The 24,077-nt window shown below is 40.5% G+C and carries 25 protein-coding genes and 1 pseudogene; 21 read left to right on the forward strand and 5 right to left on the reverse strand.

The genetic code is table 11. From position 1 onward, the window contains the following. Nucleotides 1-25 precede the first annotated feature (25 nt). Nucleotides 26-1,693, forward strand: coding sequence for an alpha-glucosidase (locus tag AB5Y61_RS06700; RefSeq protein WP_368403604.1), 1,668 nt, complete (start codon nt 26-28; stop codon nt 1,691-1,693). A 59-nt stretch (nt 1,694-1,752) separates the two neighbouring features. Here AB5Y61_RS06700 and AB5Y61_RS06705 read toward each other — a convergent pair whose 3' ends face one another. Both AB5Y61_RS06705 and AB5Y61_RS06710 read right to left on the reverse strand, forming a co-directional pair. Beyond that, complete coding sequence (locus AB5Y61_RS06705) at nt 1,753-4,983, reverse strand: LPXTG-anchored zinc carboxypeptidase (RefSeq protein ID WP_368403605.1); 3,231 nt, start codon at nt 4,981-4,983, stop codon at nt 1,753-1,755. A gap of 114 nt (nt 4,984-5,097) precedes the next feature. Then, nucleotides 5,098-6,060 (reverse strand): aromatic acid exporter family protein, encoded by a 963-nt coding sequence (locus tag AB5Y61_RS06710; protein ID WP_368403606.1) that lies wholly within the window; start codon nt 6,058-6,060, stop codon nt 5,098-5,100. A gap of 96 nt (nt 6,061-6,156) precedes the next feature. Here AB5Y61_RS06710 and rlmB point away from each other — a divergent pair, with 96 nt between their 5' ends. From rlmB to AB5Y61_RS06770, 12 genes and pseudogenes are all read left to right on the forward strand, one after another. Then, a complete protein-coding gene (gene rlmB, locus AB5Y61_RS06715) occupies nt 6,157-6,885 on the forward strand; it encodes a 23S rRNA (guanosine(2251)-2'-O)-methyltransferase RlmB (protein ID WP_205011099.1) in 729 nt (242 codons plus the stop codon). Nucleotides 6,886-6,904: 19 nt separating this feature from the next. Next, the gene (locus tag AB5Y61_RS06720) at nt 6,905-7,420 is read left to right on the forward strand and encodes an NYN domain-containing protein (protein WP_368403607.1); all 516 of its coding nucleotides are present in this window, start codon (nt 6,905-6,907) and stop codon (nt 7,418-7,420) included. Next, nucleotides 7,417-8,280, forward strand: coding sequence for a DegV family protein (locus tag AB5Y61_RS06725; RefSeq protein WP_368403608.1), 864 nt, complete (start codon nt 7,417-7,419; stop codon nt 8,278-8,280). The genes AB5Y61_RS06720 and AB5Y61_RS06725 overlap by 4 nt, the downstream gene beginning before the upstream one ends. Before the next feature lie 152 nt (nt 8,281-8,432). Continuing rightward, on the forward strand, nt 8,433-8,879 hold the full coding sequence (rplM, locus tag AB5Y61_RS06730; protein WP_002876943.1) for a 50S ribosomal protein L13: 447 nt from the start codon (nt 8,433-8,435) through the stop codon (nt 8,877-8,879). Between the two features lie 18 nt (nt 8,880-8,897). Beyond that, complete coding sequence (gene rpsI / locus AB5Y61_RS06735; RefSeq protein ID WP_002893764.1) at nt 8,898-9,290, forward strand: 30S ribosomal protein S9; 393 nt, start codon at nt 8,898-8,900, stop codon at nt 9,288-9,290. 123 nt (nt 9,291-9,413) lie between these two features. Further along, nucleotides 9,414-10,004 (forward strand): annotated as a pseudogene (locus AB5Y61_RS06740) (IS256 family transposase); the annotation flags it as partial. Nucleotides 10,005-10,184: 180 nt separating this feature from the next. After that, on the forward strand, nt 10,185-10,463 hold the full coding sequence (locus AB5Y61_RS06745) for a DUF6110 family protein (RefSeq protein ID WP_002893755.1): 279 nt from the start codon (nt 10,185-10,187) through the stop codon (nt 10,461-10,463). 1 nt (nt 10,464) lies between these two features. Further along, nucleotides 10,465-12,528, forward strand: a complete 2,064-nt coding sequence (locus tag AB5Y61_RS06750) for a heavy metal translocating P-type ATPase (RefSeq protein ID WP_002893754.1) — start codon at nt 10,465-10,467, stop codon at nt 12,526-12,528. A gap of 299 nt (nt 12,529-12,827) precedes the next feature. Continuing rightward, a complete protein-coding gene (locus AB5Y61_RS06755; RefSeq protein WP_368403609.1) occupies nt 12,828-13,442 on the forward strand; it encodes a CadD family cadmium resistance transporter in 615 nt (204 codons plus the stop codon). Nucleotides 13,443-13,453: 11 nt separating this feature from the next. After that, nucleotides 13,454-13,792: a Cd(II)/Zn(II)-sensing metalloregulatory transcriptional regulator CadX gene (cadX, locus tag AB5Y61_RS06760; protein WP_000711078.1), complete on the forward strand. Its 339-nt coding sequence runs from the start codon at nt 13,454-13,456 to the stop codon at nt 13,790-13,792. Nucleotides 13,793-13,835: 43 nt separating this feature from the next. Further along, a complete protein-coding gene (locus tag AB5Y61_RS06765) occupies nt 13,836-13,970 on the forward strand; it encodes a hypothetical protein (RefSeq protein ID WP_002889641.1) in 135 nt (44 codons plus the stop codon). 69 nt (nt 13,971-14,039) lie between these two features. Then, nucleotides 14,040-14,324, forward strand: coding sequence for a hypothetical protein (locus tag AB5Y61_RS06770; protein WP_439145117.1), 285 nt, complete (start codon nt 14,040-14,042; stop codon nt 14,322-14,324). Between the two features lie 422 nt (nt 14,325-14,746). Here AB5Y61_RS06770 and AB5Y61_RS06775 read toward each other — a convergent pair whose 3' ends face one another. Together AB5Y61_RS06775 and AB5Y61_RS06780 are read right to left on the reverse strand one after the other, a co-directional pair. Then, the gene (locus tag AB5Y61_RS06775) at nt 14,747-15,625 is read right to left on the reverse strand and encodes a LysR family transcriptional regulator (protein ID WP_368403610.1); all 879 of its coding nucleotides are present in this window, start codon (nt 15,623-15,625) and stop codon (nt 14,747-14,749) included. Nucleotides 15,626-15,750: 125 nt separating this feature from the next. Beyond that, on the reverse strand, nt 15,751-16,101 hold the full coding sequence (locus AB5Y61_RS06780; protein WP_049518052.1) for a helix-turn-helix domain-containing protein: 351 nt from the start codon (nt 16,099-16,101) through the stop codon (nt 15,751-15,753). Between the two features lie 359 nt (nt 16,102-16,460). Here AB5Y61_RS06780 and AB5Y61_RS06785 point away from each other — a divergent pair, with 359 nt between their 5' ends. The 6 genes from AB5Y61_RS06785 (at nt 16,461) to AB5Y61_RS06810 (ending at nt 21,357) form a co-directional block, all read left to right on the forward strand. After that, a complete protein-coding gene (locus AB5Y61_RS06785) occupies nt 16,461-18,086 on the forward strand; it encodes a malolactic enzyme (protein ID WP_368403611.1) in 1,626 nt (541 codons plus the stop codon). A 77-nt stretch (nt 18,087-18,163) separates the two neighbouring features. Further along, nucleotides 18,164-19,111, forward strand: a complete 948-nt coding sequence (locus AB5Y61_RS06790; RefSeq protein WP_368403612.1) for an AEC family transporter — start codon at nt 18,164-18,166, stop codon at nt 19,109-19,111. Between the two features lie 777 nt (nt 19,112-19,888). After that, a complete protein-coding gene (locus AB5Y61_RS06795) occupies nt 19,889-20,098 on the forward strand; it encodes a helix-turn-helix transcriptional regulator (protein ID WP_368403618.1) in 210 nt (69 codons plus the stop codon). After that, complete coding sequence (locus AB5Y61_RS06800; RefSeq protein WP_195327357.1) at nt 20,095-20,277, forward strand: hypothetical protein; 183 nt, start codon at nt 20,095-20,097, stop codon at nt 20,275-20,277. The genes AB5Y61_RS06795 and AB5Y61_RS06800 overlap by 4 nt, the downstream gene beginning before the upstream one ends. Nucleotides 20,278-20,290: 13 nt before the next feature. After that, on the forward strand, nt 20,291-20,641 hold the full coding sequence (locus AB5Y61_RS06805; RefSeq protein WP_195327355.1) for a PspC domain-containing protein: 351 nt from the start codon (nt 20,291-20,293) through the stop codon (nt 20,639-20,641). A 14-nt stretch (nt 20,642-20,655) separates the two neighbouring features. After that, nucleotides 20,656-21,357, forward strand: coding sequence for a DUF3169 family protein (locus AB5Y61_RS06810; RefSeq protein WP_368403613.1), 702 nt, complete (start codon nt 20,656-20,658; stop codon nt 21,355-21,357). A gap of 288 nt (nt 21,358-21,645) precedes the next feature. Here AB5Y61_RS06810 and AB5Y61_RS06815 read toward each other — a convergent pair whose 3' ends face one another. Beyond that, nucleotides 21,646-21,849, reverse strand: coding sequence for a CsbD family protein (locus tag AB5Y61_RS06815; protein ID WP_368403614.1), 204 nt, complete (start codon nt 21,847-21,849; stop codon nt 21,646-21,648). A 314-nt stretch (nt 21,850-22,163) separates the two neighbouring features. Here AB5Y61_RS06815 and AB5Y61_RS06820 point away from each other — a divergent pair, with 314 nt between their 5' ends. Beyond that, nucleotides 22,164-22,772 carry a rhomboid family intramembrane serine protease gene (locus tag AB5Y61_RS06820; protein ID WP_368403615.1) on the forward strand — a complete coding sequence of 203 codons (609 nt, stop codon included), beginning with the start codon at nt 22,164-22,166 and terminating at the stop codon, nt 22,770-22,772. A gap of 124 nt (nt 22,773-22,896) precedes the next feature. Further along, nucleotides 22,897-24,018: a VanZ family protein gene (locus tag AB5Y61_RS06825; protein ID WP_368403616.1), complete on the forward strand. Its 1,122-nt coding sequence runs from the start codon at nt 22,897-22,899 to the stop codon at nt 24,016-24,018. Nucleotides 24,019-24,077: the final 59 nt, after the last annotated feature.

The following is a 24,077-nucleotide window of genomic DNA, read 5'->3' on the forward strand; positions in this document are numbered from 1 at the left end:
CTCTTTCATTTTAAGGAGACAAGACATGGAAAAAGACTGGTGGAAGGGGAAGGTCGCTTACCAGATTTACCCAAAAAGCTTTAAGGACAGCAATGGTGATGGTGTTGGGGATTTAAAAGGAATCGCGGAGAAACTCGATTACCTTCAAGACTTAGGAATTGATATTCTCTGGCTATCTCCTGTTTACAAGAGTCCTTTTATTGACCAGGGCTATGATATTTCAGACTATTATGCCATTGATCCCCTCTTTGGGACTATGGAAGATATGGAAGAGTTGATTGCGGAAGGTAAGAAGCGGGGCATTTCTATCATCATGGACTTGGTGGTCAACCATTGTTCCAGTCATCACGAGTGGTTCCAAAAGGCTTTAGCGGATCCAGATGGCCCTTATGCGGATTACTTTTATTTTATCGAAAGTGACAAAGAACCCAACAACTGGGAAAGTTATTTTGGGGGCAGTGTTTGGGAGCCGGTTCCTGGCACCAATAAGTACTATCTCCATTCTTTCCACAAGGACCAGCCAGACCTCAATTGGCAAAATCCTGTCTTGCGCGAAGAAATTTACAAGATGATCAACTGGTGGTTGGACAAGGGAATCGCGGGCTTTAGGATCGATGCTATTATCAATATCAAAAAAGATCTAGAATGGCGTTCGCTTCCGTCTGATCGCGAAAATGGCTTGGTCCCAGTACCGGAGTCTCTAGTGAATGCCCAATCGATTGAACCCTTCTTGCAAGAGTTAAATGAGCGGACCTTTGCCAAGTACAATGCCTTCACAGTAGGGGAAGTGTTCAATGAAACCGACGAAGAGTTGCATTTCTTTATCGGAAAAGATGGCGTTTTCTCATCGATCTTTGATTTCAAACAAACCTGCTTAGGGCAGGAAGGAAAAGGCTGGTTTGACCATAGTCTTCCAACAGCAGATGAACTCAAGGAAAGTATTTTCCAAGCGCATGAGCGCGCAGATAGTATTGGAGTTCTCTCGACCATCATTGAGAACCACGATGAACCTCGTGGCGTGTCCCATTATATTGTGGAAGGTCCAGTAAACGACACCAGTAAAAAAGCCCTAGGAACTATTCAGGTTTTGCGCAAGGGAATTCCGTTTATCTATCAAGGCCAAGAAATTGGAATGGAAAACCAAGTCTTTGAATCAGTAGAGGACTTTGATGATATCGCGACCATCAATGGCTATCATGTGGCTAAAGAAGCTGGTTTGAGCGAGGAAGAAGCCTTAGCAGTGATTGCCAACTACAGCCGAGACAATGCGCGGACACCGATGCAGTGGTCAGCGGAGCCAGGTCTGGGCTTTAGCGATGGACCAGCCTGGCTGATCAGTCCCAAACCAGATTATTCCATTAATGTGGAAGACCAGGAAAAGGATCCAGATTCTATCTTGAATTATTACCGTCAGCTGACGGCCTTGTATCGCCATCCCCTCTATGGAAATACCATCCGGTTTGGAGATATGATCCCAGCTTATCGGGACCGTGAGAATATCATCGCCTTCGAACGCCGTGGGGACAAGCGCCTCTTGGTAATCAGCAATTTCCAAAATCGTGAGGCCACTTTGGAGTTGCCAGCTCCGATTAAAACGCTCGTTTTAAATAATACTGCTGGGTTGTTCCAAGAAGGAGATCAGGTATTAGAATTGGCCCCTTACCAAACTGTTGTGTTGGAATTGGTGGAATAGAAAAGAACCTTCGCAGATGCGAGGGTTCTTTTCATGTCATCCAAGTCTAAGCCTGGAACTTACTCCACTTCTTTCTTTTTCAAGAGAAGGAAGCCTCCGCTAACGGCTAGCAAGAAGCCTGAAAGAATGAAGTGCGCCCTTGTGTCTTCTCCAGTTTGTGGCAATTGTGCCTTGGCTGGACTTTCTTGGAAGCTTTGTCCTACTTGGTAAGTCAAGGCTTGCACGCTTTCTTCATTTTCAACTGTCGTTTCTTTTTGTGGAAGGAGGACTTTAGGAGTATCCTTCTTGGTCAAGATTGGCTGTGGAGTGCTTGTTTGGTTATGAATTGGAACCACCACTTGATCTGGTTCTTTAGCTGGGACGTAATCCATCAAGCTAGCCAACTTGCTGCCAAAGATCGCATTGGTTACCCAGCGGAAGAAGTGGACAGGGTGTTGACGGTTGGTTGGATTTCCTGCATAGACAAAGAGTGGTTGTCCCATCAGTTCTCCAGAGATGGCCATGACTTTGTTGGCCAGAACATCGTTATGTGGCCACCAACCTGCAATATAATAATCACTCGGAGCGATGCTCATCAAGGTCTTGAAATGCTCTGGAACCTTTTCAATCCAGTTTCCTGAATTGGAGTAGAAGAGGGTATTTTTCTTGTATCCGCTGGTCAATGGATCCTGATCATCAATAATCGCTTTCATCAAGCCTTCGTAGTCACTACCGCCTTTTAATTTTTCAGCGTCAAATCCTGTAAGAACTCCCAATTTTTCCAATTTTTGCATGGCTTCCCCACCAATGACAAGGGTTGGTTTCTTGCCAAAAATGGAAGCGTCAAAGCGGTTGCTTTCCAAAATAACAACATCCGCTTCTTCTGGTGTATTGACGATTTGGAAGCCTAATTTTTCAAGGACCAGACTAGTATGAGCAGGCGCATCTACTCCAGCCCAATTATAGTGGTAGTTTGGAGAGTAGACCTTCATCGGTTTCAAGGTTGGCCCGCTTGGTACCTTGTAGAGGGCATCACCATAGATGGCATAGTTTGGCAGGAGCGAAGCAAAGGTATCGCGGTCAACGATGTAGCCATCATCTGTTAGGTAGACAGATTTTCCTTGGGAAATGGCCTGGTTGATAGCTTTAACGGCACTGGCTGAGGTATTTGCGATCACATAGTAAGGAGCTTTTGGATCGATCTCAGAAGTACGAGTCGCACGGGTAGTGGTGACTTCGCCTAATTTTCCATTGAAAAGACCATCCTCAAAGACAGGTTCGGACTTGAACCCTCTCATATCTGGGAAGTTAACCAGTAACTCTGCGTACATCGCAGCCCAGGCAGATTCGTTGGAGCCCTTATAGAGAATATGGTTGGCATAGCCCCGTTTGGCTTGGGCCATATCAATGACTAAGTCTCCTTTTTTATAGTTGCCAATATCTTCTTTGAGTTCTTTGACGAGGACACCATTGCGTTTGAAGTAGTCGATCATATTGAAAGCTTCTTGGGCATCGTTGTCTTTGTCGAGGCTCATTGGGATGACGTAGTAGTCTGGGAAGAATTTTGGACGACCGTTTTTCACACGTCCAACTATTTCCCCATTTGGGCCGACCAGTTCATTTTCAGCTTTTGGATCTTCAGTTTTATTGAGACCACGTAAGTAGAAGTTGAGCCGCATCTCAAGGAGTTTGTCTGGATCTTGGTTGAGGAAGTCAATGCCGCCGAGGACAGCATTGCGTCCAGCCTTATAGGATTCTTGGTTGGATTCTGGTATTTCAATGGTGTGGCCCAAGATACCGTGATAGACAGCATAGACACCTGTATAACCTGAGAAGGAATCATCCCAGCCATCTCCCCAATCCAGTTTTGGAATGATGTAGCTGTCGTATTTGGAATTAGCAACTCCAGCCCGGCCCATATGATGGGCATTTTCCAGCATGAGGTTGGACATGAGGTCGTATTCGAAGTTCGGATCATGTGGAGGTGTTGCAGGTTCGATTAAGAATTCTTTTACAAAACCGTGTAAGTCGTAGAGAGCGATCGGATTCCACTTGTTGATCATTTGGATAACCGTGCGAACTTCAGGGTTGGTTTGGTAGCTAGCATCCCGGTTTGGATCGAGCCCGTTTGCTAGGGCCCGCAGGTTGAGAGCATCCCCATCTGGGTTTTCCGTGAAGTCAAATAAGAAGATGAATTTATTTAGGAGAGTTGGGATGTCTAGCGTGACTGTCTTAGCATTTCCAGCTTCATCTGTGGTGTTAAAGGTCACCTTTTCCTTGGTCGCAAAGGTATTGAAGAGGCCTGTGATGATGTCGATCCCTGGCTGTTCATCCGCGTGGGTGTTGTGGACTAAGACAGGTAGTTTGTAATCCAAGGTCTTGTCCTTCAGTGCAGCCAGCATTTCGCTTGGTTTGGTCAAAGCTGTAGGGTTGGTACTAGACAGGTAGTGATCGATGCTGGCTTGGTCCTTGCTCACGATCCCCATCTTCATGTCCCGGCCTTGGGCGCTCTTACCAAGGGTTTCTAACTGCACTAAACGATCAGGTTTCGCTTCTTCCTTGGATTTTTCGATAGCAGCGAGCATCTCTTCATGTGTATGGTAGTCTTGGTAAGGTCGAAAAACAAGAGTTTTATTGATGGTCACACCCAAGTCTGCATTGGTCCCGACCAGCTCATGATTGCCGATGTAGTTGCGGTAAGTCCGGCGGATATTATTTGGGCTCCGAAGGCTAAGATCTTCACCAAAGAGATCTTTTACTTCCATATGGAGATCCAAATCATTGCCGTTTGCAGTCTCTGTGATAGTAAGGAATAGATCCTTGCTCAGGGTTCCAGTCTCCATATCCCAGGTTTTCCACTCCGAGAGAGGCTTGTTGTCCAAGGTCCAGTTGATCTTGCCAGCAGCTTGAGCTTTTTCTTGGACTTTGTCATCAATCGTGCTCTTTTCAGAGAGATAAATGGTACTATCAGCCAATCGTGTCGCTTGGTCAGCGGTCGTTGCAGCACGGTTAGTGCTTGGACTAGCGGCTGGAGCAACTTCTGTAGTAGAAGCCACATCAGAAGTCGTTGCTGCTTCTGCAGAAGTGGCAGGGGCTGCGGTGTCTCCTTTTTCAGCTGTAGCAGGACTGGCAGTCTCAGCTGTCACAGATTGCTCAGTAGCGGGTGCCGCTTCAAGGACCGTACTTGGTTCTGTTTGAGGCGCTTCTAAGCTATCGGCTGATACTTGGCCATGTCCGATAACGGAAAGCAAGACAGCAGCTGAGAGGCTGAGTGTCGTAGTGTACAAATGTTTCTTATATGAAGACTTCATATAGAAGACCCTCCTTAAAAAGTTATTTTCCTGTTCTAGTATACCATTTTAGGAAAGCGTTTTCAACAGTTCCCGCAATAAAAAAGCCTTTGCATCTTGCAAGGGCTTCTCTGTCTATTCTGTCTCCTGATGAAATTGTTGATAAAAATCTACCTTGACCTGAATGAAGGTTTCTAAATCTCTTAACAATTGGAGTAAGGTGGCGCGTGTTTCGAATTCTTCCCGGGTCTTGGGCAAGGGCCGTTCGCGGAAGATCGCCAAATACTGAGTAATATCATCTAGAAGATTTTGGGCAGGATTTTCCTGACTTAACTGTTGCGCAGTCTTCTTAAAAAGTTGAGCCAGGATCATACTTTCACTCGCTGCTAACTGACAGCGGTTGACGTTTTCTGCCATATCCCGCAGGATGTCGTTTTGACGCTTGCGCATTTCGAAGTAGTGAATGTGGTAGTTGGTTTGATGAAAAAGGTGGTTGGAATGATCCAGATAGACAAGATTTAAAGCGTCCTTTAGGATACCATCCAATTCCTTGATCAAGCGGGCATCGTTGCGACCATCCCCCTTACCAAGTAATTCCGCAAAACGACCAAGGATCTTTTTCAGTTGGTCTTCGACAACATCATGGTAGTGATCAATCGCAGCCTGATTAGAAGGCATATAGAGATTGGCCAGCAGAGCAAAGCTGGTCCCGATTAAAAAGAGGGCAAGTTCATTGAGCAAGAGCCCCCAGGAAGTAGACTGCTCAATCAAGAGATGGGTGACCAGGACCGTACTAGGCGTGATGCCGATCTGCCATCCCATTAGAAAGGCACAAGGAGCATAGAGAGCGATAAAGACTCCCAGTGCCCAAAGGTTGAAGCCAAAAAAGGAAAAAGCGATACTTCCGATCACAAGGGCTAGCAAGGTCGACATAAAGCGCTGGTAGGCTTGCTTGATCGTACTCCGTCGCGTATCAGAGATGCTCAAGATGGCAATGACGCCAGCTGAGATGGCATAGGTCAAGCCCAGAGCATAAGCAAGGGCAGCTGCTAAACAGGTGGCCAAGGTGAGCTTGATGGTTCGTTGAAAAAGAGGCATGGCTTCCTTTCTATTTTGCTGGTTTCGCTGAGATAGATTTCATTTCATTATATCATGAATTGGCCTCATCCTTCTTTCTTGTGGTATACTAGTTCTATGGAAAATAACGATATCGTATACGGTGTCCATGCAGTCACCGAGGCTTTACAAGCCAATACAGGCAATAAATTATATATTCAAGAAGACCTCCGAGGGAAAAATGTTGACAAGATCAAGGCCTTAGCAGCCGAGAAAAAAGTGTCGATTTCTTGGACGCCAAAGAAAACCCTGCAAGAAATGACAGAAGGAGCCGTTCACCAAGGATTCGTCCTTCGTGTCGCAGCCTTTGCTTATACAGACTTGGCAGCGATTCTGAAACGGACAGCCCAAGAAGAGAACCCGCTTTTGTTGATTCTCGATGGCTTGACCGATCCGCACAATCTTGGATCCATCTTGCGGACAGCTGATGCGACCAATGTCTCAGGGGTCATCATTCCTAAGCACCGGGCAGTCGGGGTAACCCCAGTGGTTTCAAAAACGTCTACCGGAGCAGTGGAACACATTCCCATTGCCCGTGTGACCAATCTCAGCCAAACCCTAGACAAGTTAAAGGAAGAGGGCTTCTGGATCTTTGGAACCGATATGAACGGCACGCCATCTCACCAGTGGAATACGGCTGGTAAGTTGGCTTTGATCATTGGTAATGAAGGAAAAGGGATCTCAGCCAATATCAAAAAGCAAGTCGATGAGATGATCACCATTCCTATGAATGGCCATGTTCAAAGCCTCAATGCCAGTGTGGCAGCAGCTATCCTCATGTATGAGGTCTTTCGCAACCGACTATAAATAGTAGAGAGGCAATGATATGAAACGAAAAATCTTATTGGTTGACGGCTACAATATGATTGCCTTCTGGCAGGAGACCCGCCAGCTCTTTCAAAAAAGTGAGCTCGATGCGGCGCGCAACATCCTCCTGCAAAAACTGAGCCATTATGCTAGCTTTGAAGGGATCGAAGTCATCTGTGTCTTTGATGCCCAGTATATGCCAGGAGTGCGGCAGACCTACGATGAGTTCAATGTTCAGGTGGTCTTTACCGGTGAGGATGAGACGGCAGATGACTATATCGAGCGCTTGGCGGCAGAGCTCAATACGCCCCTCCACCAGGTATCCGTTGCAACCAGTGACTTACATGAACAATGGACTGTCTTTGCTCAAGGAGCCCTTCGGGTATCTGCTAGAGAGTTAGAGAAACGAGTCGCAGTCGTCAAAGGAAACCTCAATCAGGCGAAGCGAGTGGTCAATGATCAAAAACCACCCATGCGACCGCTTGATCACGAAGTATTGCGACAATTACAAGAAATGATGGGAGACAAGAAATGACATTTGCTATTTTAACCGATTCGACCGCAGATTTGGACCAAAATTGGGCCAAGGAACACCAGGTAACCATTCTGGGTTTGACCATTGAGTTAGATGGGACGGTATACCAGACAGTAGGAGAAGGTCAATTGACCAGCCCTGAGCTTTTAGAAGGCATGAAAAATGGGGCCAAACCGACAACCAGTCAGGTTAATGTGGGCCAATTCCAGGAGACCTTTAAGCACTTTGCAAAAGAAGGAAAAGCTGTACTTTATGTAGCCTTTTCATCGGTCTTATCAGGGACCTATCAGAGTGCAGTCATGGCACGAGACCTGGTTTTAGAAGACTATCCGGAAGCCGTGATTGAGATTGTCGATCCTAAGGCTGCTGGGATTGGAGAGGGCTATCTGGTCATGCGGGCGGTAGCTGCGCGCGATGCGGGTCGCTCATTAGCAGAAGCCAAAGAAGAGATCATGGCTCTAGCTCCAAAACTGCGGACTTATTTCCTCGTCGATGATCTATATCACCTCATGCGTGGCGGCCGTCTCTCAAAAAGTGCTGCGATCATGGGAAGTTTGGCCAGCATCAAACCCATTCTCTGGATAGATGCGGAAGGGAAATTAGTTCCTATTAGCAAGGTTCGGGGACGCAAAAAAGCTGTCCGAGAATTACTGGAGCTGATCAAAGCCGATATCGGTGAAGGCACAGCCTTGGTATCATATACCAACGATCTAGAAGGAGCAGAAGCACTGAAGCAAGAAATACTTGCGCTTGAAGGGATTGATGAAGTCCTTGTGATGCCCCTTGGACCGGTTATTTCAGCCCATGTTGGCCCGAATTCTTTGATCGGTTTTGTCATTGGAAAAGAAAATCGCAAATAATTTTCCAAATCGGTTGACTTTTATCTTAGAATTTTGATACAATAGTAGGCGGTATTGTTTACCCCATTTGTAAGGCCCCGGAACCTTTCAAATAACTTGCGGACCGGAACATCCGCCCTGTAAACAAAAACGACATTCATATAGGAGAAATCATGAACAAAACTACATTCATGGCTAAACCAGGCCAAGTAGAACGCAAATGGTACGTTGTTGACGCAACTGATGTACCTCTTGGACGCCTTTCAGCAGTTGTTGCTAGCGTGCTTCGCGGAAAAAACAAACCAACATTCACACCTCACACTGATACAGGTGACTTCGTAATCGTTATCAATGCTGAAAAAGTTAAATTGACTGGTAAAAAAGCAACTGATAAGATCTACTACACTCACTCAAACCACCCAGGTGGATTGAAATCAATCTCTGCTGGTGAACTTCGTTCTAAAAATGCAGTTCGTTTGATCGAGAAATCAGTTAAAGGTATGCTTCCACACAATACTCTTGGCCGCGCTCAAGGTATGAAATTGAAAGTATTCGTTGGAGCTGAGCACACTCACGCTGCACAACAACCAGAAGTTCTTGATATTTCAGGACTTATCTAAGGAAAGGAACAATAAAGTATGTCACAAGCACAATATGCAGGTACTGGACGTCGTAAAAACGCTGTTGCACGCGTTCGCCTTGTTCCAGGAACTGGTAAAATCACTGTTAACAAAAAAGATGTTGAAGAGTACATCCCACACGCTGACCTTCGTTTGGTCATCAACCAACCATTCGCAGTTACTTCAACTGCAGGTTCATACGACGTTTTCGTTAACGTTGTAGGTGGTGGATACGCTGGTCAAGCAGGAGCTATCCGTCACGGTATCGCTCGTGCCCTTCTTCAAGTAGACCCAGACTTCCGCGATTCATTGAAACGCGCAGGACTTCTTACACGTGACTCACGTAAAGTTGAACGTAAGAAACCAGGCTTGAAAAAGGCCCGTAAAGCATCACAATTTAGTAAACGTTAATTCGTTACTGGACAGCAGAATACAAACGAAAACACTTTGCATCTTGCAAGGTGTTTTTTTCTATGAGAACTGGCGGTGCGCAATTAGGATAGCTCTAGCGACTTTAGTCGCATAGAGATATGCTATGCACAGTTGCCTCAAGAAAACAATGCTTCTTGGTCCACCCTGTTAGACAAGCTTCAAAACCAAGGAATCCAACAGATTTCTCTTGTAGTTACAGATGGCTTTAAGGGGCTTGAGCAGATTATCAGTCAGGCTCACCCATTAGCTAAACAACAATGTTGCTTAATTCATATTAGTCGAAATCTAGCTAGTAAAGTGAAACGAGCAGATAGAGCGGTTATTCTGGGGCAATTTATAATGATTTATCGTGCTGAAAATTTAGAAATGGCAGGACAAGCTTTAGAGGACTTTCTCGCCGAATGGAAACCAAAGTATAGGAAAGTCATGGAAAGTCTGGAGAAGACGGATAATCTTTTAACTTTTTATCAGTTTCCCTACCAGATTTGGCACAGCATGTATTCGACAAACCTCATTGAGTCTCTTAACAAAGAAATCAAACATCAAACGAAAAAGAAGGTTCTTTTTCCTAATGAGGAGGCTCTGGAACGTTACTTAGTTACGTTGTTTGAAGATTATAATTTCAAGCAAAGTCAACGAATCCATAAAGGGTTTGGTCAATGTTCTGATACACTTGAAAGCTTATTTAATTAACACTCCGTAACTCTACTTAAGTGTTTACACATAATTATTTACAGTATCAAAAAATAAAGTATATTGTTTTCATCATAATATAATTAAATATCAGTATAGAGAATTTTATCTATATATCAGATATCAGCAATTGCTTTTGCTGTCATTTTTCGCTACAATAGTTACAAGGAGGAAATAAACATGTTAAAAGAAGTATTAAACGTCGCAAAAGTTGCGAAAAAATCATCTCTCTTCTTAGGAGGGGTAGCATTTGGGACGCTTGGCTTGAAAGTCTTAGCAAGTAAAGAAGCTAAGAAAGGCTATTCTAAGGCCTTGGCTAAAGCTTACAAATTGAAAGATGGACTGGATGCATCTGTTTCTGTTGTAAAACAACACGGTGATGATGTTTTACAAGACGCTAAATATTTATACGAACAGGAAAAGAAAGAAGAACAATTAGATAGCCTGACAGGTGAATAATATGTCTTTTAAAGTGCTACACAGAGGATATCAACATATCCGATTATCGTCCTCGTTTTCACTGACCTTGGATATTCAAGATTATCTTCGTTCCTTGGCTAAAGATGAAAAAGGGATCGACTCTATTCAGTTTTATATGGATCAGCAGCACTTTACTCTACGTATGAAAGAAGGCTTCTCTGTATTAGAAAATGCAGAGGCCTTTTTAAAAAAAATTGACAAGGGGAAAGTTTCGGACTTGATGACTCTTCCCATTCGTAGAGAAGAGAGTGCTTATTCAATTGTATCGGGTGCAGCGATTAAGCGTTTGCTGTTTCGAAGTTTTGTACCCTACCCTATTCGTTATATTTGGACTTGTTATCAGGCTTTGGGTTATGTCAAAGAAGCCTATCAAACTTTAGCGCGCAAGGAACTAACCATGGAGGTCTTGGACTGTTCGGCCATTTTGTTGTCCTTGTTTATGAACCAATCCAAGACAGCTAGCAACATCATGTTTATGCTTGATTTGGGTAATCATCTGGATCAGTGGTCTTTAAAAAAAACAGCAACAGATTTGGAACAAAGCCTTCTTGCTAAAGAAAGTGATGTTTTCTTAGTGCGGGGAGACATGGTCATCAGCATCAAGAGTTCTGATGTTCAAGTAGGTGATGTATTAGTTGTCTCCCAAGGTAATGAAATCTTGTTTGACGGCCAAGTGGTTTCAGGATTAGGCATGGTCAATGAGAGTTCCTTGACTGGAGAGAGCTTCCCTGTTGAAAAGAAAGAGGGAGATTCTGTATGTGCGAATACTGTTTTGGAAACAGGAGAGTTAAGAATTCGTGTGACTGATAATCAGATAAACAGTCGTATTTTGCAACTCATCAATCTGATGAAAAAATCTGAAGAGAGTAAGAAGACAAAACAACGTCATTTTATTAGGATGGCAGACAAGGTTGTAAAATATAACTTCTTAGGTGCTGGTTTGACTTATCTGTTAACAGGTTCGTTTTCAAAAGCCATTTCCTTTTTATTGGTGGATTTTTCATGTGCTCTAAAAATATCCACACCTGTAGCCTACCTTACGGCCATAAAGGAAGGTCTAAATCGAGAAATGGTTATTAAAGATGGTGATGTATTAGAAAAATATCTGGAAGTGGATACTTTCTTGTTTGATAAAACGGGTACCATCACGACGAGTTATCCTTTGGTTGAAAAGGTTCTTCCTTTCGGAGATTATACTGAGAAAGATATTTTAAGAATAAGTGCATGTTTGGAGGAACATATCTATCATCCTATTGCCAATGCAATTGTTAAACAAGCTGAAATTGAAGGCATTGAACACGAAGAAATGCATGGCAAGCTTCAGTATGTTGCAAGCAAAGGGATTAAATCGCAAATTGATGGTCAATCGGTTGTCATTGGAAATTATGTACTAATGCAAGACGAACAGGTAAGAATTAGTTCTGAGCAGCTGGCCTTGATTGAGCAATATAAGACTCATTACAATTTATTGTTTTTGGCTTATAAGAAAGAATTAATTGGGATGTTTTGTATCCACACTCCCTTGAGAAGCGAGGCGAAAGTTGCATTGAAAAAGCTAAAGCGCCAAGGGAAAAAACTGATTCTGGCAACTGGTGATACGTTGGCTAGAACAGAAGAGTTGGTTAAAGATCTGCCATTTGACAACGTTTATACTGATTTAAAACCAGATGGTAAGTTTCAGTTGGTTCAGGAATTACAGAAAGCTGGCCGAACTATTTTGATGGTTGGAGACGGGTTAAACGACTCTGCTGCCTTGACGCTTGCAGATATTGGGGTTGTGATGAATGAAAGTGCTGATATTTCTAAGCAGATGAGTGATATTTTATTATTAGATAATCGTTTAGATTTCTTCGAGGAATTGAATTCTTTATCTGAATCGTTGCAGAAATTAATTCAAAGAAATATTCAAGAAACAGTTGTAATAAATGGAAGTTTAATTGGATTTGGGTTGTTAAATTGGTTAAGCCCATCTAATCTTTCGATATTGCACAATCTGACTACTTTAAGAATCGTCCTTCGTAGTCTTTCTATTAAAAGTAGGTAAGAGACCGAGAAGCTGAGGTTATAAAAACTAAAAGGAGTTGTCTCATTTGAGAATAACGGCTCTTTGTCAACTGTAGTGGGTTGGTGGAAAATTATACCCTGGAGAGGACCAAATTGGTTCTCTCCTTTTAAATATTGAAAAAACCATTGGCAGTGGACATACTTTAAAACTATATATTTCTGAAACTAGTTTTACAATACAAATATTGACATGCAATTATTAATTGGTGGATTTTAAGTTGACATCTACAAAGTTTAATGTTAGAATACATTCAAAAATATATTTGAATGAGGTGTTTTATGATTCAAAATATTGTTACTTCAATAATCCTGTATTCTGGGACAGCCGTAGACTTACTTATTATCCTAATGTTATTTTTTGCCAAAAGAAAAAGCAGAAAGGACATCATTAACATCTATTTAGGACAATTTCTAGGCTCTGTTAGTCTAATATTCCTAAGTTTGCTTTTTGCATTTGTCTTAAATTATATTCCTAGTAAAGAGATTTTAGGTTTACTCGGTTTGATTCCAATTTTCCTAGGCCTCAAAGTTTTGCTTTTAGGAGATTCTGATGGAGAAGCTATTGCAAAAGATGGTTTGCGAAAAGACAATAAAAACCTGATTTTTCTAGTCGCTATGATTACTTTTGCAAGTTGTGGCGCTGACAATATTGGTGTCTTTGTCCCATATTTTACCACCTTAAATTTAGCGAATTTGATAGTGACTTTACTTACTTTTCTAGTCATGATTTATCTCTTGGTTTTTTCTGCCCAAAAATTAGCACAAGTCCCTTCTGTTGGAGAAACTTTGGAAAAATATAGCAGATGGTTTATTGCCGTTGTCTATTTAGGATTGGGGATGTATATCTTGATTGAAAACAACAGCTTTGACATGCTATGGGCTGTGTTAAGCTAGGAGAAAAAATTATGAAAAAAGATAGTATCTGTCAAGTGGATGTTATAAATCAACAAAATGTTACAACCGCAACGAACTACCTTGAAAAGGAAAAAGTCCAAAAATCACTTCGCATTTTATCAAAATTTACCGATAATAAACAGATAAATATCATCTTTTATCTCCTTGCCGTCGAAGAACTCTGTGTCTGCGATATAGCCTGTTTATTAAATCTCAGTATGGCATCTGCCTCCCACCATCTTCGTAAACTAGCCAATCAAAACATCTTGGACACTAGAAGAGAGGGGAAAATTATATATTATTTTATAAAAGATGAGGAAATCAGAGATTTTTTTAATCAACTAGGATAACAACTATTTTTACTACTTTTCCATGATTATAGGGAGATTATATATGAAATTTTTTGATGAAAATTACTCACAAGAAATACCTACTCGTATCAAATGTTTAAGAAAAAAGTATAATTTAAAGCAAAGCGACCTAGGTAATGCAGGTCAAGTTAGCCAAGTTGAAAAGGGAGGAATTTGAAAGAATTTGTATCTTTTATTTTTTGTTTCATTTATGCCCTATGCTACTGGAATAGTTAGTAGTCATTTCATGGATCATACGGCACAGCTCTTTTATGGACTGATCGTTATTGTTTCAACGGTAGCAAACTGGTTTCTACATAAAGTAATTGATAAACCCAATATAGATCAGAAAGAATTACTTGAAGCTACCGCACAATATAGAAAGTTATTGATACCTGACCTAATAATTAAAGGAGTGGGATTGATTCTATCCTTAATTCTCTATCCTCCGATTATGATGTATAGTGTTTTAATTGCGGCATTTTACATCATAACTTTAAAAACACTATCTGAAAAAAGAGTGAATAACTAGAAAACGGTGACCAAAGTTAGGTGTATTATTTTAATGCTTACAGACCTAAACTATTCCCCTATTTATAATTTATTGATTCATATTTTATGAAATTAAAAAGTAGATATCGTTCTGAAAAGCCTTGATATTACGCTGTTTTTAGTCCAACTGAAATCCATACTTTCCAAACCAGGTCTTAAGAAAGCTCGTAAAGCATCACAATTTAGTAAACGTTCTTCGAAGGAATTATGATACTTACAAAGAGCACCTTTCGGGGTGTTCTTTTTTATTGATATCTTGTAGATTTATAATTAGAAATCTCCTTGAAGGGTATCGGGTAAATGAAAAATTCGGCGATCATATCCTATTTCTTCACGCTTTAGTCTAAGAGCTATAATGTAAAAAACTCTAGCTATCAGGTAGTTGATAGCTAGAGTTTTTTTCTATTCATATGATTTAATGAGATGAAATAAGGCTTTTACTTCTGATGACAGTGTAGCTGATTTGAGATAAGCGTAATAAACTGTAAATGTTATCTGGTCCTCCGATATTAGAGGGATTTTTATTAAATCATCATCTTCATCAGAAAGTGCGATATCAGCCAGTAAACTAAGGCCAATCCCTTTCTTTAAAAGTTCTTTAATGATGACAATGTCGTCAGTCTTAAAGAATATTTCTGCCTTGTTTTGATACTTTTGATTAAGTAGTTCAAAAGCTTTCAGGTGCACAAAGTGTTCGTCTAAAAGTATAAAGGATTGATCTACTAACTCTTCAAAAGTGAGGGAAGGAGCAGTAGCAAGAGGATGGTTCTTAGATAAAACGACATACAGTTCTTTATGAAAGAGTTCATGTGTCTCTATTGAAGGATGATTGAGTGGTTCAATCAAGCCGAGTAGGCTTGCATCAAGGTCTCCCTTGAGGAGAAGATTTAATAACTCTAAGGAGCCACCGCGGATAGGGCGTACCTTTTTTAAAAAATCGAATTTATCTTTTTCGTTTAAGGCAGCAAAGAGATACTGAATGATAATAGGAGGGAATCCTACAGTAGAGTATTGTGCCAAGGAGCGATTAATTTCTTTGCGAGTAGAAATAACCTCAGGTAAGATCTTTTCTGTATGCTTTAGAAGGATTTGCCCTTGAGGAGTGAGTTTGAAGGAACGATGCGAGGGATCGTGGTGAATCAATTTGCAATTAAAAGATTCCTCTAAGCGCTTGATGGCATAAGAAATAGATGGTTGGCTGACTTTATGTAGTTTTGCTACTTCCGTATAGGATTGAAGCTGGCAGAGGTCATAAAAATATTGTAGATCTTTTAAATTCATAGGGGCTCACTTTCATTAATTGGAGACAAAATAAGTGGAAATCACCAGATAAATAAATTTTATCCGTATCCTACAATTTGACTATACGAGTATTCGCCGGTTAAAATGTAAGTGAGTCAGGAATCTCAAAGATTATCTAAGATACTTTCAAAAATGACCAACATCTTTTCTCGTTTATCAATAGGGAGCTGTTTAATCTTCATGTTGATTCTTTTGAGTGAAAGATTGTCAGTCTTATCAGAGGTTGATTCAAGACTATCAAAATTGAAAAATTCCTCTGGGGTCATCTCTAGGGCGTCAATCACTTTTTCAAGACTGTGAATGGTCAGATTCACATTTTGGTTTTCGAGTTGGTTGATATACTTAAGCCCAAGTCCCGCTTGTTCCGAAAGTTCTTCCTGGCTCATTTTGTTTTGTGTTCGAAAATATTTCACTTTTTGGGAAATATAGTGTTGTAAATAGTTTTTATTTGTCATATAAATAGAATACAAGTTTTGCATGACAAAAAAACACATTAAAAAGTACAAAGTATTGTATAAGGAACTTATATGGTATTAATTTTAATTAGGATTGCCAATTTGTATGATTATTTTGCTATACTTGAAACTTTTAGTAAAGAGTGCTCATCGAGAGTTTCATGACTTCAGAACTTTATAAAATATAACAACTTGAAGCATCATCAATAATAGTGTTTTAAGTATAAAAAAGCTTATTAGAAAATTGTTCTCGTAGACTCATTATAACATATACGAACATAATCGTATTTTTTAAACAACAAAGTTGGACGAACAATTCATTTTAAGTGGTATAATAGAAACAAAAAGGAGGTTGCACTATGACTGCACATGATATTTTAAACAACCCTTTCCTCAATAAAGGTACTGCCTTTACCTTAGAGGAGCGAAAGGAACTAGGCCTTGTTGGTTTACTGCCACCGTATGTTCAAACGATTGAAGAACAAGCGGCGCAAACTTATGCGCAAATGCAAACAAAAGCCAATGATTTGGAAAAGCGTCTTTTCCTTATGGAAATTTTTAATACCAACCGGACTCTTTTCTATTACCTCTTTTCTCAACATTTGGAGGAATTTAATCCAATTGTATACGATCCAACCATTGCAGATACCATTGAAGGCTATAGTGACCTCTTTGTAGATCCCCAATATGCGGGATATCTTGATATCAATCATCCTGAAAATATTGAAGCCACTTTGAAAAATGCTGCTGGGGATCGCGAGATTCGTCTCATTGTTGTAACAGATGCAGAAGGAATCCTTGGAATCGGGGACTGGGGAACAAATGGTGTCGATATTTCTGTTGGGAAATTGATGGTCTACACGGGTGCTGCTGGAATCGATCCTTCTATGGTCCTTCCTTTAGTTATTGATGCAGGAACTAACCGTGAAGAACTTCGTAACAACCCTAATTACTTAGGAAATCGTCACGAACGGGTTCGCGGAGATCGTTACTACGACTTCATTGACCAATTTGTTCAAACAGCAGAACGTCTCTTTCCTAAACTCTACCTTCACTGGGAAGACTTCGGCCGCTCGAATGCTGCCAATATTCTTGAAAAATACCGGAAACAAATTCCAACTTTTAATGATGATATTCAAGGTACAGGAATCGTTACCTTAGGTGGTATCTTTGGTTCACTGGATATTAGTGGTGAAAAATTAACAGATCAAGTTTATCTCTGCTATGGTGGTGGTACTGCGGGTGCAGGAATTGCCTCTCGTGTTCTTCGTGAAATGGTGAGTGAAGGTCTTTCTGAAGAAGAAGCCTATAAACGTTTCTTTATGGTTGATAAACAAGGTCTTCTCTTTGATGACATGGATGACCTAACTCCTGAACAAAAACCGTTTGCTAAGAAACGTGCTGACTTTAGTAATGCAGACAAGTTGACTGACCTGCTTGAAGTAGTGAAGACTGTGAAGCCAACCATTCTTGTAGGAACTTCGACTCAACCTAATACCTTCACTAAAGAAATAGTAGAAGCTATGTGTGAAAACACAGAACGTCCGATGATTTTCCCTTTGTCAAATCCAACCAAACTAGCAGAAGCTAGTGCCAAAGATTTGATTGAATGGTCAGATGGCAAAGCTTTTGTCGCAACAGGAATTCCTGCTGATACAGTTTCTTATAAAGGTGTCGACTATGTGATTGGTCAAGCCAATAATGCCTTGATTTACCCAGGTCTTGGTCTAGGTATGCTGGCTTCTGAAGCAAGTCTTTTGACTGATGAAATGATTGGAGCAGCGGCTCATTCATTGAGTGGTATTGTCAATCCAGGCCAACCAGGAGCTCCTGTCTTGCCACCGTTCAAGTATGTAGCAGAAGTTTCTATTAAAGTAGCAGAAGCAGTCGCTAAAAAAGCGCAAGAGCAAGGTCTTGCGCGTGCTAAGGAAACAGATATGTCCAAAGCAGTTCGTGATTTGAAGTGGTATCCAGAGTATAAATAATTCACTGTTGCTGCCTATCCTTTGCTAGCGACAGATTTGTATGGGCTGTGGACTTAAGTAATTTAGAAAGGATACCTATGTCACTCTTTTTAACCTCGATTACGAGTATCATTCCGATTATCGCTATCATTGTTTTGGGGTATATTCTTCAGGTGAAGGGATGGTTTGGAGATGACTTTGGACCTAACCTATCTCGTTTAATCATGAATGTAGCCTTGCCAGCGTCAATCTTTGTGTCGGTGATGAAATACCTAACGCTAGATAAGCTAATCAGTCTTTCTGGAGGCCTCCTTTATACATTTGTGGCCTTTATCTTGGGCTATATCGTAGCTTATATTGCAGTTATGGTTTTCAAGGTTCGTCCAGGACGGCGAGGAACCATGATGAATACCTTTGTGAATGCCAATACTATTTTTATTGGTTTACCTTTAAACGTTGCTCTTTTTGGGGATCAGGCTCTTCCTTATTTCTTAATTTACTATATCACCAACACGATTTCTACCTGGACATTGGGCGTGTATTTGATGACGAGCGATAGTAAATCGGGTCAAAGCAAGGAGACAAGTAAATTTGACTGGAAGAAATTGCTACCAGCTCCGCTTGTAGGTTTTCTTGTGGCTCTACTGTTTTTGATTCTCCGAATCTCTATTCCAAATTTCGCAACGAATACCTTAACCTATGTTGGAAATATCGTCACTCCCCTATCTCTGATTTATATTGGTATCGTTCTTGCAAAGGCAGGCTTGAAAACTATTACTTTTGATAAAGATACAATTGTCACTTTAGTTGGACGCTTTATCCTAGCTCCTCTAATCATGCTTCTTGTATTGAAGTTCTTTGCACCAAATATGGCAACAGTAGAATTTAAGACCTTTATGATTCAGTCCGCTACACCAGCTTTAGCTGTTCTCCCAATCCTTGCTAATCAGGGCAAAGGAGATGTAGAATTCTCTACGAATGTGGTGACTCTAAGTACGGTTCTATTTATCGTTGTTATTCCAATATTACAAACTTTGTTAGGATAAGAAGGAAGAGGATAGGATTGAAAGTTTTGCGTTAAGAAATTGCACTATTTTAAATACATCTATTCCTATTTCTTGAAATCAAAATCGGCAGAAACTCTTCGGATGTTTCCTATCAAGCGCTTTTTAGCTGTCCTAAAAGCCAGACTTTTCAAACTAGGATTGAAAAAAGCTCGTAAAGATAGCCAGTTTTCTAAACGTTAATTCGTTGCTGGACAGCAGAATACAAACGAAAACACTTTGCATCTTGCAAGGTGTTTTTTTGTATTTTCATGCTAAATTGTGGCAATTGACACAGTTGTTGTGGCTTTAGCCACGTACAAATACGGCTGCATCCTGACAAAGTCAGTTGACTCAAAATCTTAATCAATACGAAACTATCGACGTTTACAGACATTCAAGAGAACTCTCTTGGCTGTCTTTTTTGTTTCAAAAATACAAAGTTCACCCCAAAATTCACCTTATACCTTTTGTGATATTAAGCCTTCATATTGTCACTGTTTAGAGAAATGCTCTAAGCAATTTTGAATCAGAATGAGCAATTTGACTTAAATTGTTTACAAATTGACAAAAATCATGATATTTTTGACTAATATCATTGTCAAAAATAAAAAGATATGTTACAATGTAATCAAGTTAAAGAAATAAGAACTTAGATAGGGAGGAACTATGTGTGCATCGTTAATACTATCTTATTTAATAGCAAAGGAGGAAAGATCAAATTCTACCGTTTTTAGGCTATCTAAGCCAAATGGTTGAATTTGATAGACAATGGTAAATATGAAGCTAAAAAGTCGTTTAAAAGAGCTTCGCGCTCGTGATGGTTTAAACCAAACCGAGCTTGCAAAGCTAGCAGGTATATCGAGGCAGACTATTAGTTTGCTAGAGCGTGATGAGTATACCCCCTCTATTATAATTGCCTTGAAAATCTCTCAGATATTTCATGAGCCAGTAGAGTCGGTATTTCGCTTAGAGGAGGAAGAATCATGAACAAATATAGAGTAATGTATTATCTTTGTATCATTGCCTTTGTAGCAAATGTTTCGATGATGATCGGGACCTTGCTGGGATGGTTTCACATTTTAGACAGTAATTATTTTTTCTGGACTAGCTTGATTCTTAGTTTCGTCTTTGAGCGGGTGGAAAAGAAAGTAAAAGAAAGAGTATAAAAGGAGTAAGATTATGAAAGAGTTTTTGGCAGATTTTCAAGTAGATACCGAACACAAAGAAATTGCAGGGGTTTGTGCGGGTATCGCTAATTATTTCAAGGTAGATCCCCTGATGGTTCGTGCATTAGTCGCTTTGCTTTTTTTATCTTCTATAGAAATTAGTCTTCTCACAGTGATAAGCTATGCCCTTTTAGCTGGCTGGATGGGGAGTGGGTCTCTTGAAGAAGTCATCAAAAAATCAGGCTACAAGATCCTATTTTTCTATATAGTTTCCATTCTCCTGAATAGCTTTGGTGATCAAGTGTTAACAGCTACCTTTGGATTTGGTCATGCTCTGGTTCAAGGACTACTTAGTTTATTTTAGAAAGAAGATGGAAAATGAAAAAGAAACATTTATTACTATTGTTAGGAAGTTTATTGTTGGGTGGTTTAATCGGAATGTTTGGTGTTGCCTTCACAAATCTTCATTTAAACATTTCTCAAGAGCAAGTACAGTTTGTTTTGACGACCTTCTTTTTCTGTCTGGGAATACTATCGACCATAGTAGCTCTTTATTTTATTATGAATAGTAGGAAAGCTTATGATAGCTACCTAGCAGAAGAAGATGATGAATTAAATGAGCTGGCTTATATCAAGATGTATCGCTCTCTAGATTATGGGACAGTTGCTTACAATGTTTTGCAAGTTAGTATGTTTTTCAGTTTGGTTACCGTGTTACCTAGTCATGATCTTCCGTTATCAGTTTTTCTCTTAGCGGTATTAACCATTCTTGTTGGAAGTTTCTGCGTCAAAACAACGAGCAAAATTCGTAATTACCAGATCTCTATTTTAGCCACACCAAAAGAAGTATTAGACTATCTAGAAACGTATGATGAGGGAGAAAAACAGGCGGAAATGGCAGAGGCTTATTTAATCTTGTTCAAACTCAATCAGTTAATCTTACCATCGGTCTATATCATCTTATTTGCCTTATCCATCATTCTTGGTGAAGTGCAGTTAGTTGGTGTCCTTATAACGGCTCTAATCCATCTCTATATCAATATTGCACAATTAAGAAAAACAAAACGATACTTTAAATAGCGTGGATTTATATGAATGGTGTCGAAAATGGAGGTGACGATGTTGAAAGGGATGAGTCAATCAAAATAAATTTCATTCCAAGATAGAGCTATAACATAAAAATTCTAAAAAATTTGTAAAGTAGCTTTAGTAAACGTTCTATTAAAAGAATGCTAATCATTACAATGAGCACCCTTCGGGGTGTTCTTTTTGTATACCGGAACTGAATTAGAAATAAACAAAAAACCACCCTATCTTCCCTAGTCAAATAGGACTGTAGAAAATAGGGTGGTTTTAGAACGTTAAGGATTATTTATCGTCTTTGTGAAGGATATTCTTCACGCCCTTGATAGCTCCTTCAACAGCTTCTTTTGCATCTTCAGCAACTTCTTTAGCTTTTGATGCAACTTTTTCAGCAACGCCTTCAGCTTCTGTTTTTGTGTCGCCGGTTACTTTACCGAAGCCTTCTTTAACAGAGCCTTTGGCTTGGTTCAATTTTTCTTCTAATGACATAGTGTCACCTCCGTTAAGTAAGTAGTTTTTTAATCTGAATTGAAGACAGTTCATTTAAAGAATTAAAACTATTTAGTTCAGATTAATATAAGTATATACCCTCTGAAATGGAAAGTCAAATATCCGCTACGGTATTCTAATAATAGGGATGAGGTCTGAATAATGATCGACTAATAGGTCACGATATTCAGGCTTTCCAGCAAAGATTTGAAACGAAAGAAGCCAAAAAGTTTTCTGTCTCCAATACAATAAATGGTATAATGGTCGTGAATGGATACATCGTAACGCTATTTTTTGAAAAAGAGAAGAGAAACATGAAAAGAATCCTCAAAACCTACCCCGTTGTCAGTACTTTGTCTTTAACTTGTTTGTTGCTCGGCCTGTTGACTTCCTTTTTTGGGGATGCTATGTATGACCTGTTGGCCTTTCATTCGAAGCCGGCCTATGCTTGGCAGTATGTCAGTGGGACCTTGATGCATGGCAGTAAAGGAGCCCCTGTCTGGTTTTTATGGGTCCATTTGATTTTAAATGGACTCATGGTCCTTCCTTTTGGTGGACTGTTAGAAAGAAAAAGAGGATCCAGGCAAGTATTGATTGTTTTTGTGACGGCGACAGCTCTCTCTTCCATCATTTTTCATCTTTTAACGCAAGGGCAGGACATTCAGGCAACAGGGATCTCTGCTGTAGGCTATGCCTTTGTAACCGGGGGAGTTCTGATCCTACCAAATATGTGGAAAGAGTATTCGCTCTCCGTAAAACTGTTTTATCTATTCTTAGTTTTTCTATCTGGCCTCATGCTCTTACCGGCCATCACCGGCTGGATCTCGACCTGGCTACACCTTTCAGGGATTGCCAGTTATCTATTGGTCTTTTTCGGAAGTAACAGCCTGAAGAAGGCTTCTACCAATGAAACTGGCTCTTAAGCGAGATTTTCATCCTGCTTCCTTGACTCTTCCCTCACTGCGCCGTATAATACTCTATATCAATGAAAAATCACCTTTTGTCATTGTGCAAAGGGTGATTTTATAACGAAAAAAAGGAGACACAATGGGCTATATTTCTACAATTAAAACAGCTGTTCAGCTCTTTCCTTTCCTAGCGTTTTTGCTGACCTTGCCCTACATGATTTTGAATTACCGAAAATATGGCTCGGTCAATAAATTACGGGTGCTGATTTTCTATTCTTTTATGCTTTACTTGATGACGGTCTATCTCTTGGTGGTCTTGCCCCTGCCGGATCCAAGTAAGATCCATACCAGCTACTCGGAAATGATCAATCTTTATCCCTTTGCCTTTGTGGTGGATTTTTTCAAGGAGAGTCCCTTTGATCTGGCGCAGACAAGCACTTGGCTTCAGGCCATTAAGCATCCGACTTTTTATGTGCCTGCCTTTAATGTTCTGATGTTGATTCCTTTTGGGATGTATCTGCGCTATTATTTCAAGTGTGGTTTTAAGAAAACGATTCTCCTGACAGCCCTCTTTAGTCTCTTTTTGGAGCTGACCCAGTTATCAGGTCTCTACTTTAGGTATCCGGGTCCTTACCGCCTAGCAGATGTCGATGATATCATTCAAAATACCACCGGTGGTGGAGTGGGCTACCTGCTCGGTTGGTTCCTAGTTTGGTTATTGCCGACGCGAGATGAAATCGACCAGCATTCTTTCCGAGTAGGGATGAAAGTATCGGGTCTTCGGATGGGTCTAGCTTTCTTGATCGACTTTGTGATGCTATCCTTACTTTACGCGCTGATCGAGCGTTTAGGGGCGATTCCTTATGTAGCGATTTTGGCTGTTTATTTTGGCCTGATTCCCTTGTGGCGGGGCAAAACCTTGGGAATGGCTTTGCTGAAATTCCGCCTGCATTTTGAAAAGCAAAAATGGCTTCGCACCATCTGGCGGGGGATCCTAGTAGTCGGCTATTTCTATCTGATTCCTCAGGGATTGTTCTATTTGATTTCGTTCTTGAACAGCGATTTGACGGATAATTCCCTCTTAACCCTATCCATAATTTTATTGCTCTTCTTTGCACTTTTATTGTATTTGATTCTGACTCTTGCCATCGTCTTACTTAATCGTCGCTTTCCGTTTGACCGTTTAGCTGGAGCTGAGTATGAGAGTACGGTGCGCGTGAAGAAAGAGATCTTAAAGGATGAAACTGAATCGTCAAAATAGAGAGTGGGACAGAAATCGGTCATTCGTTAGAATTCGATTTCGTCGTCCCACCTCCGCAC

Source organism: Streptococcus parasanguinis, assembly GCF_040908565.1.
Lineage (GTDB): Bacteria > Bacillota > Bacilli > Lactobacillales > Streptococcaceae > Streptococcus > Streptococcus parasanguinis_AC.

Bases quoted from the DNA above. Each gene is read 5' to 3' on its own strand.
- AB5Y61_RS06710 (WP_368403606.1), bottom strand. From the start codon at position 6,060: ATGCCTCTTTTTCAACGAACCATCAAGCTCACCTTGGCCACCTGTTTA.
- AB5Y61_RS06745 (WP_002893755.1), top strand. From the start codon at position 10,185: ATGTTAAAAGAAGTATTAAACGTCGCAAAAGTTGCGAAAAAATCATCT.
- AB5Y61_RS06720 (WP_368403607.1), top strand. From the start codon at position 6,905: ATGAAACGAAAAATCTTATTGGTTGACGGCTACAATATGATTGCCTTC.
- rlmB (WP_205011099.1), top strand. From the start codon at position 6,157: ATGGAAAATAACGATATCGTATACGGTGTCCATGCAGTCACCGAGGCT.
- AB5Y61_RS06765 (WP_002889641.1), top strand. From the start codon at position 13,836: ATGAAATTTTTTGATGAAAATTACTCACAAGAAATACCTACTCGTATC.
- rpsI (WP_002893764.1), top strand. From the start codon at position 8,898: ATGTCACAAGCACAATATGCAGGTACTGGACGTCGTAAAAACGCTGTT.
- rplM (WP_002876943.1), top strand. From the start codon at position 8,433: ATGAACAAAACTACATTCATGGCTAAACCAGGCCAAGTAGAACGCAAA.
- cadX (WP_000711078.1), top strand. From the start codon at position 13,454: ATGAAAAAAGATAGTATCTGTCAAGTGGATGTTATAAATCAACAAAAT.
- AB5Y61_RS06805 (WP_195327355.1), top strand. From the start codon at position 20,291: ATGAAAGAGTTTTTGGCAGATTTTCAAGTAGATACCGAACACAAAGAA.
- AB5Y61_RS06700 (WP_368403604.1), top strand. From the start codon at position 26: ATGGAAAAAGACTGGTGGAAGGGGAAGGTCGCTTACCAGATTTACCCA.
- AB5Y61_RS06800 (WP_195327357.1), top strand. From the start codon at position 20,095: ATGAACAAATATAGAGTAATGTATTATCTTTGTATCATTGCCTTTGTA.
- AB5Y61_RS06820 (WP_368403615.1), top strand. From the start codon at position 22,164: ATGAAAAGAATCCTCAAAACCTACCCCGTTGTCAGTACTTTGTCTTTA.
- AB5Y61_RS06770 (WP_439145117.1), top strand. From the start codon at position 14,040: ATGGATCATACGGCACAGCTCTTTTATGGACTGATCGTTATTGTTTCA.
- AB5Y61_RS06810 (WP_368403613.1), top strand. From the start codon at position 20,656: ATGAAAAAGAAACATTTATTACTATTGTTAGGAAGTTTATTGTTGGGT.
- AB5Y61_RS06750 (WP_002893754.1), top strand. From the start codon at position 10,465: ATGTCTTTTAAAGTGCTACACAGAGGATATCAACATATCCGATTATCG.
- AB5Y61_RS06825 (WP_368403616.1), top strand. From the start codon at position 22,897: ATGGGCTATATTTCTACAATTAAAACAGCTGTTCAGCTCTTTCCTTTC.
- AB5Y61_RS06795 (WP_368403618.1), top strand. From the start codon at position 19,889: ATGAAGCTAAAAAGTCGTTTAAAAGAGCTTCGCGCTCGTGATGGTTTA.
- AB5Y61_RS06785 (WP_368403611.1), top strand. From the start codon at position 16,461: ATGACTGCACATGATATTTTAAACAACCCTTTCCTCAATAAAGGTACT.
- AB5Y61_RS06815 (WP_368403614.1), bottom strand. From the start codon at position 21,849: ATGTCATTAGAAGAAAAATTGAACCAAGCCAAAGGCTCTGTTAAAGAA.
- AB5Y61_RS06755 (WP_368403609.1), top strand. From the start codon at position 12,828: ATGATTCAAAATATTGTTACTTCAATAATCCTGTATTCTGGGACAGCC.
- AB5Y61_RS06790 (WP_368403612.1), top strand. From the start codon at position 18,164: ATGTCACTCTTTTTAACCTCGATTACGAGTATCATTCCGATTATCGCT.
- AB5Y61_RS06780 (WP_049518052.1), bottom strand. From the start codon at position 16,101: ATGACAAATAAAAACTATTTACAACACTATATTTCCCAAAAAGTGAAA.
- AB5Y61_RS06705 (WP_368403605.1), bottom strand. From the start codon at position 4,983: ATGAAGTCTTCATATAAGAAACATTTGTACACTACGACACTCAGCCTC.
- AB5Y61_RS06725 (WP_368403608.1), top strand. From the start codon at position 7,417: ATGACATTTGCTATTTTAACCGATTCGACCGCAGATTTGGACCAAAAT.
- AB5Y61_RS06775 (WP_368403610.1), bottom strand. From the start codon at position 15,625: ATGAATTTAAAAGATCTACAATATTTTTATGACCTCTGCCAGCTTCAA.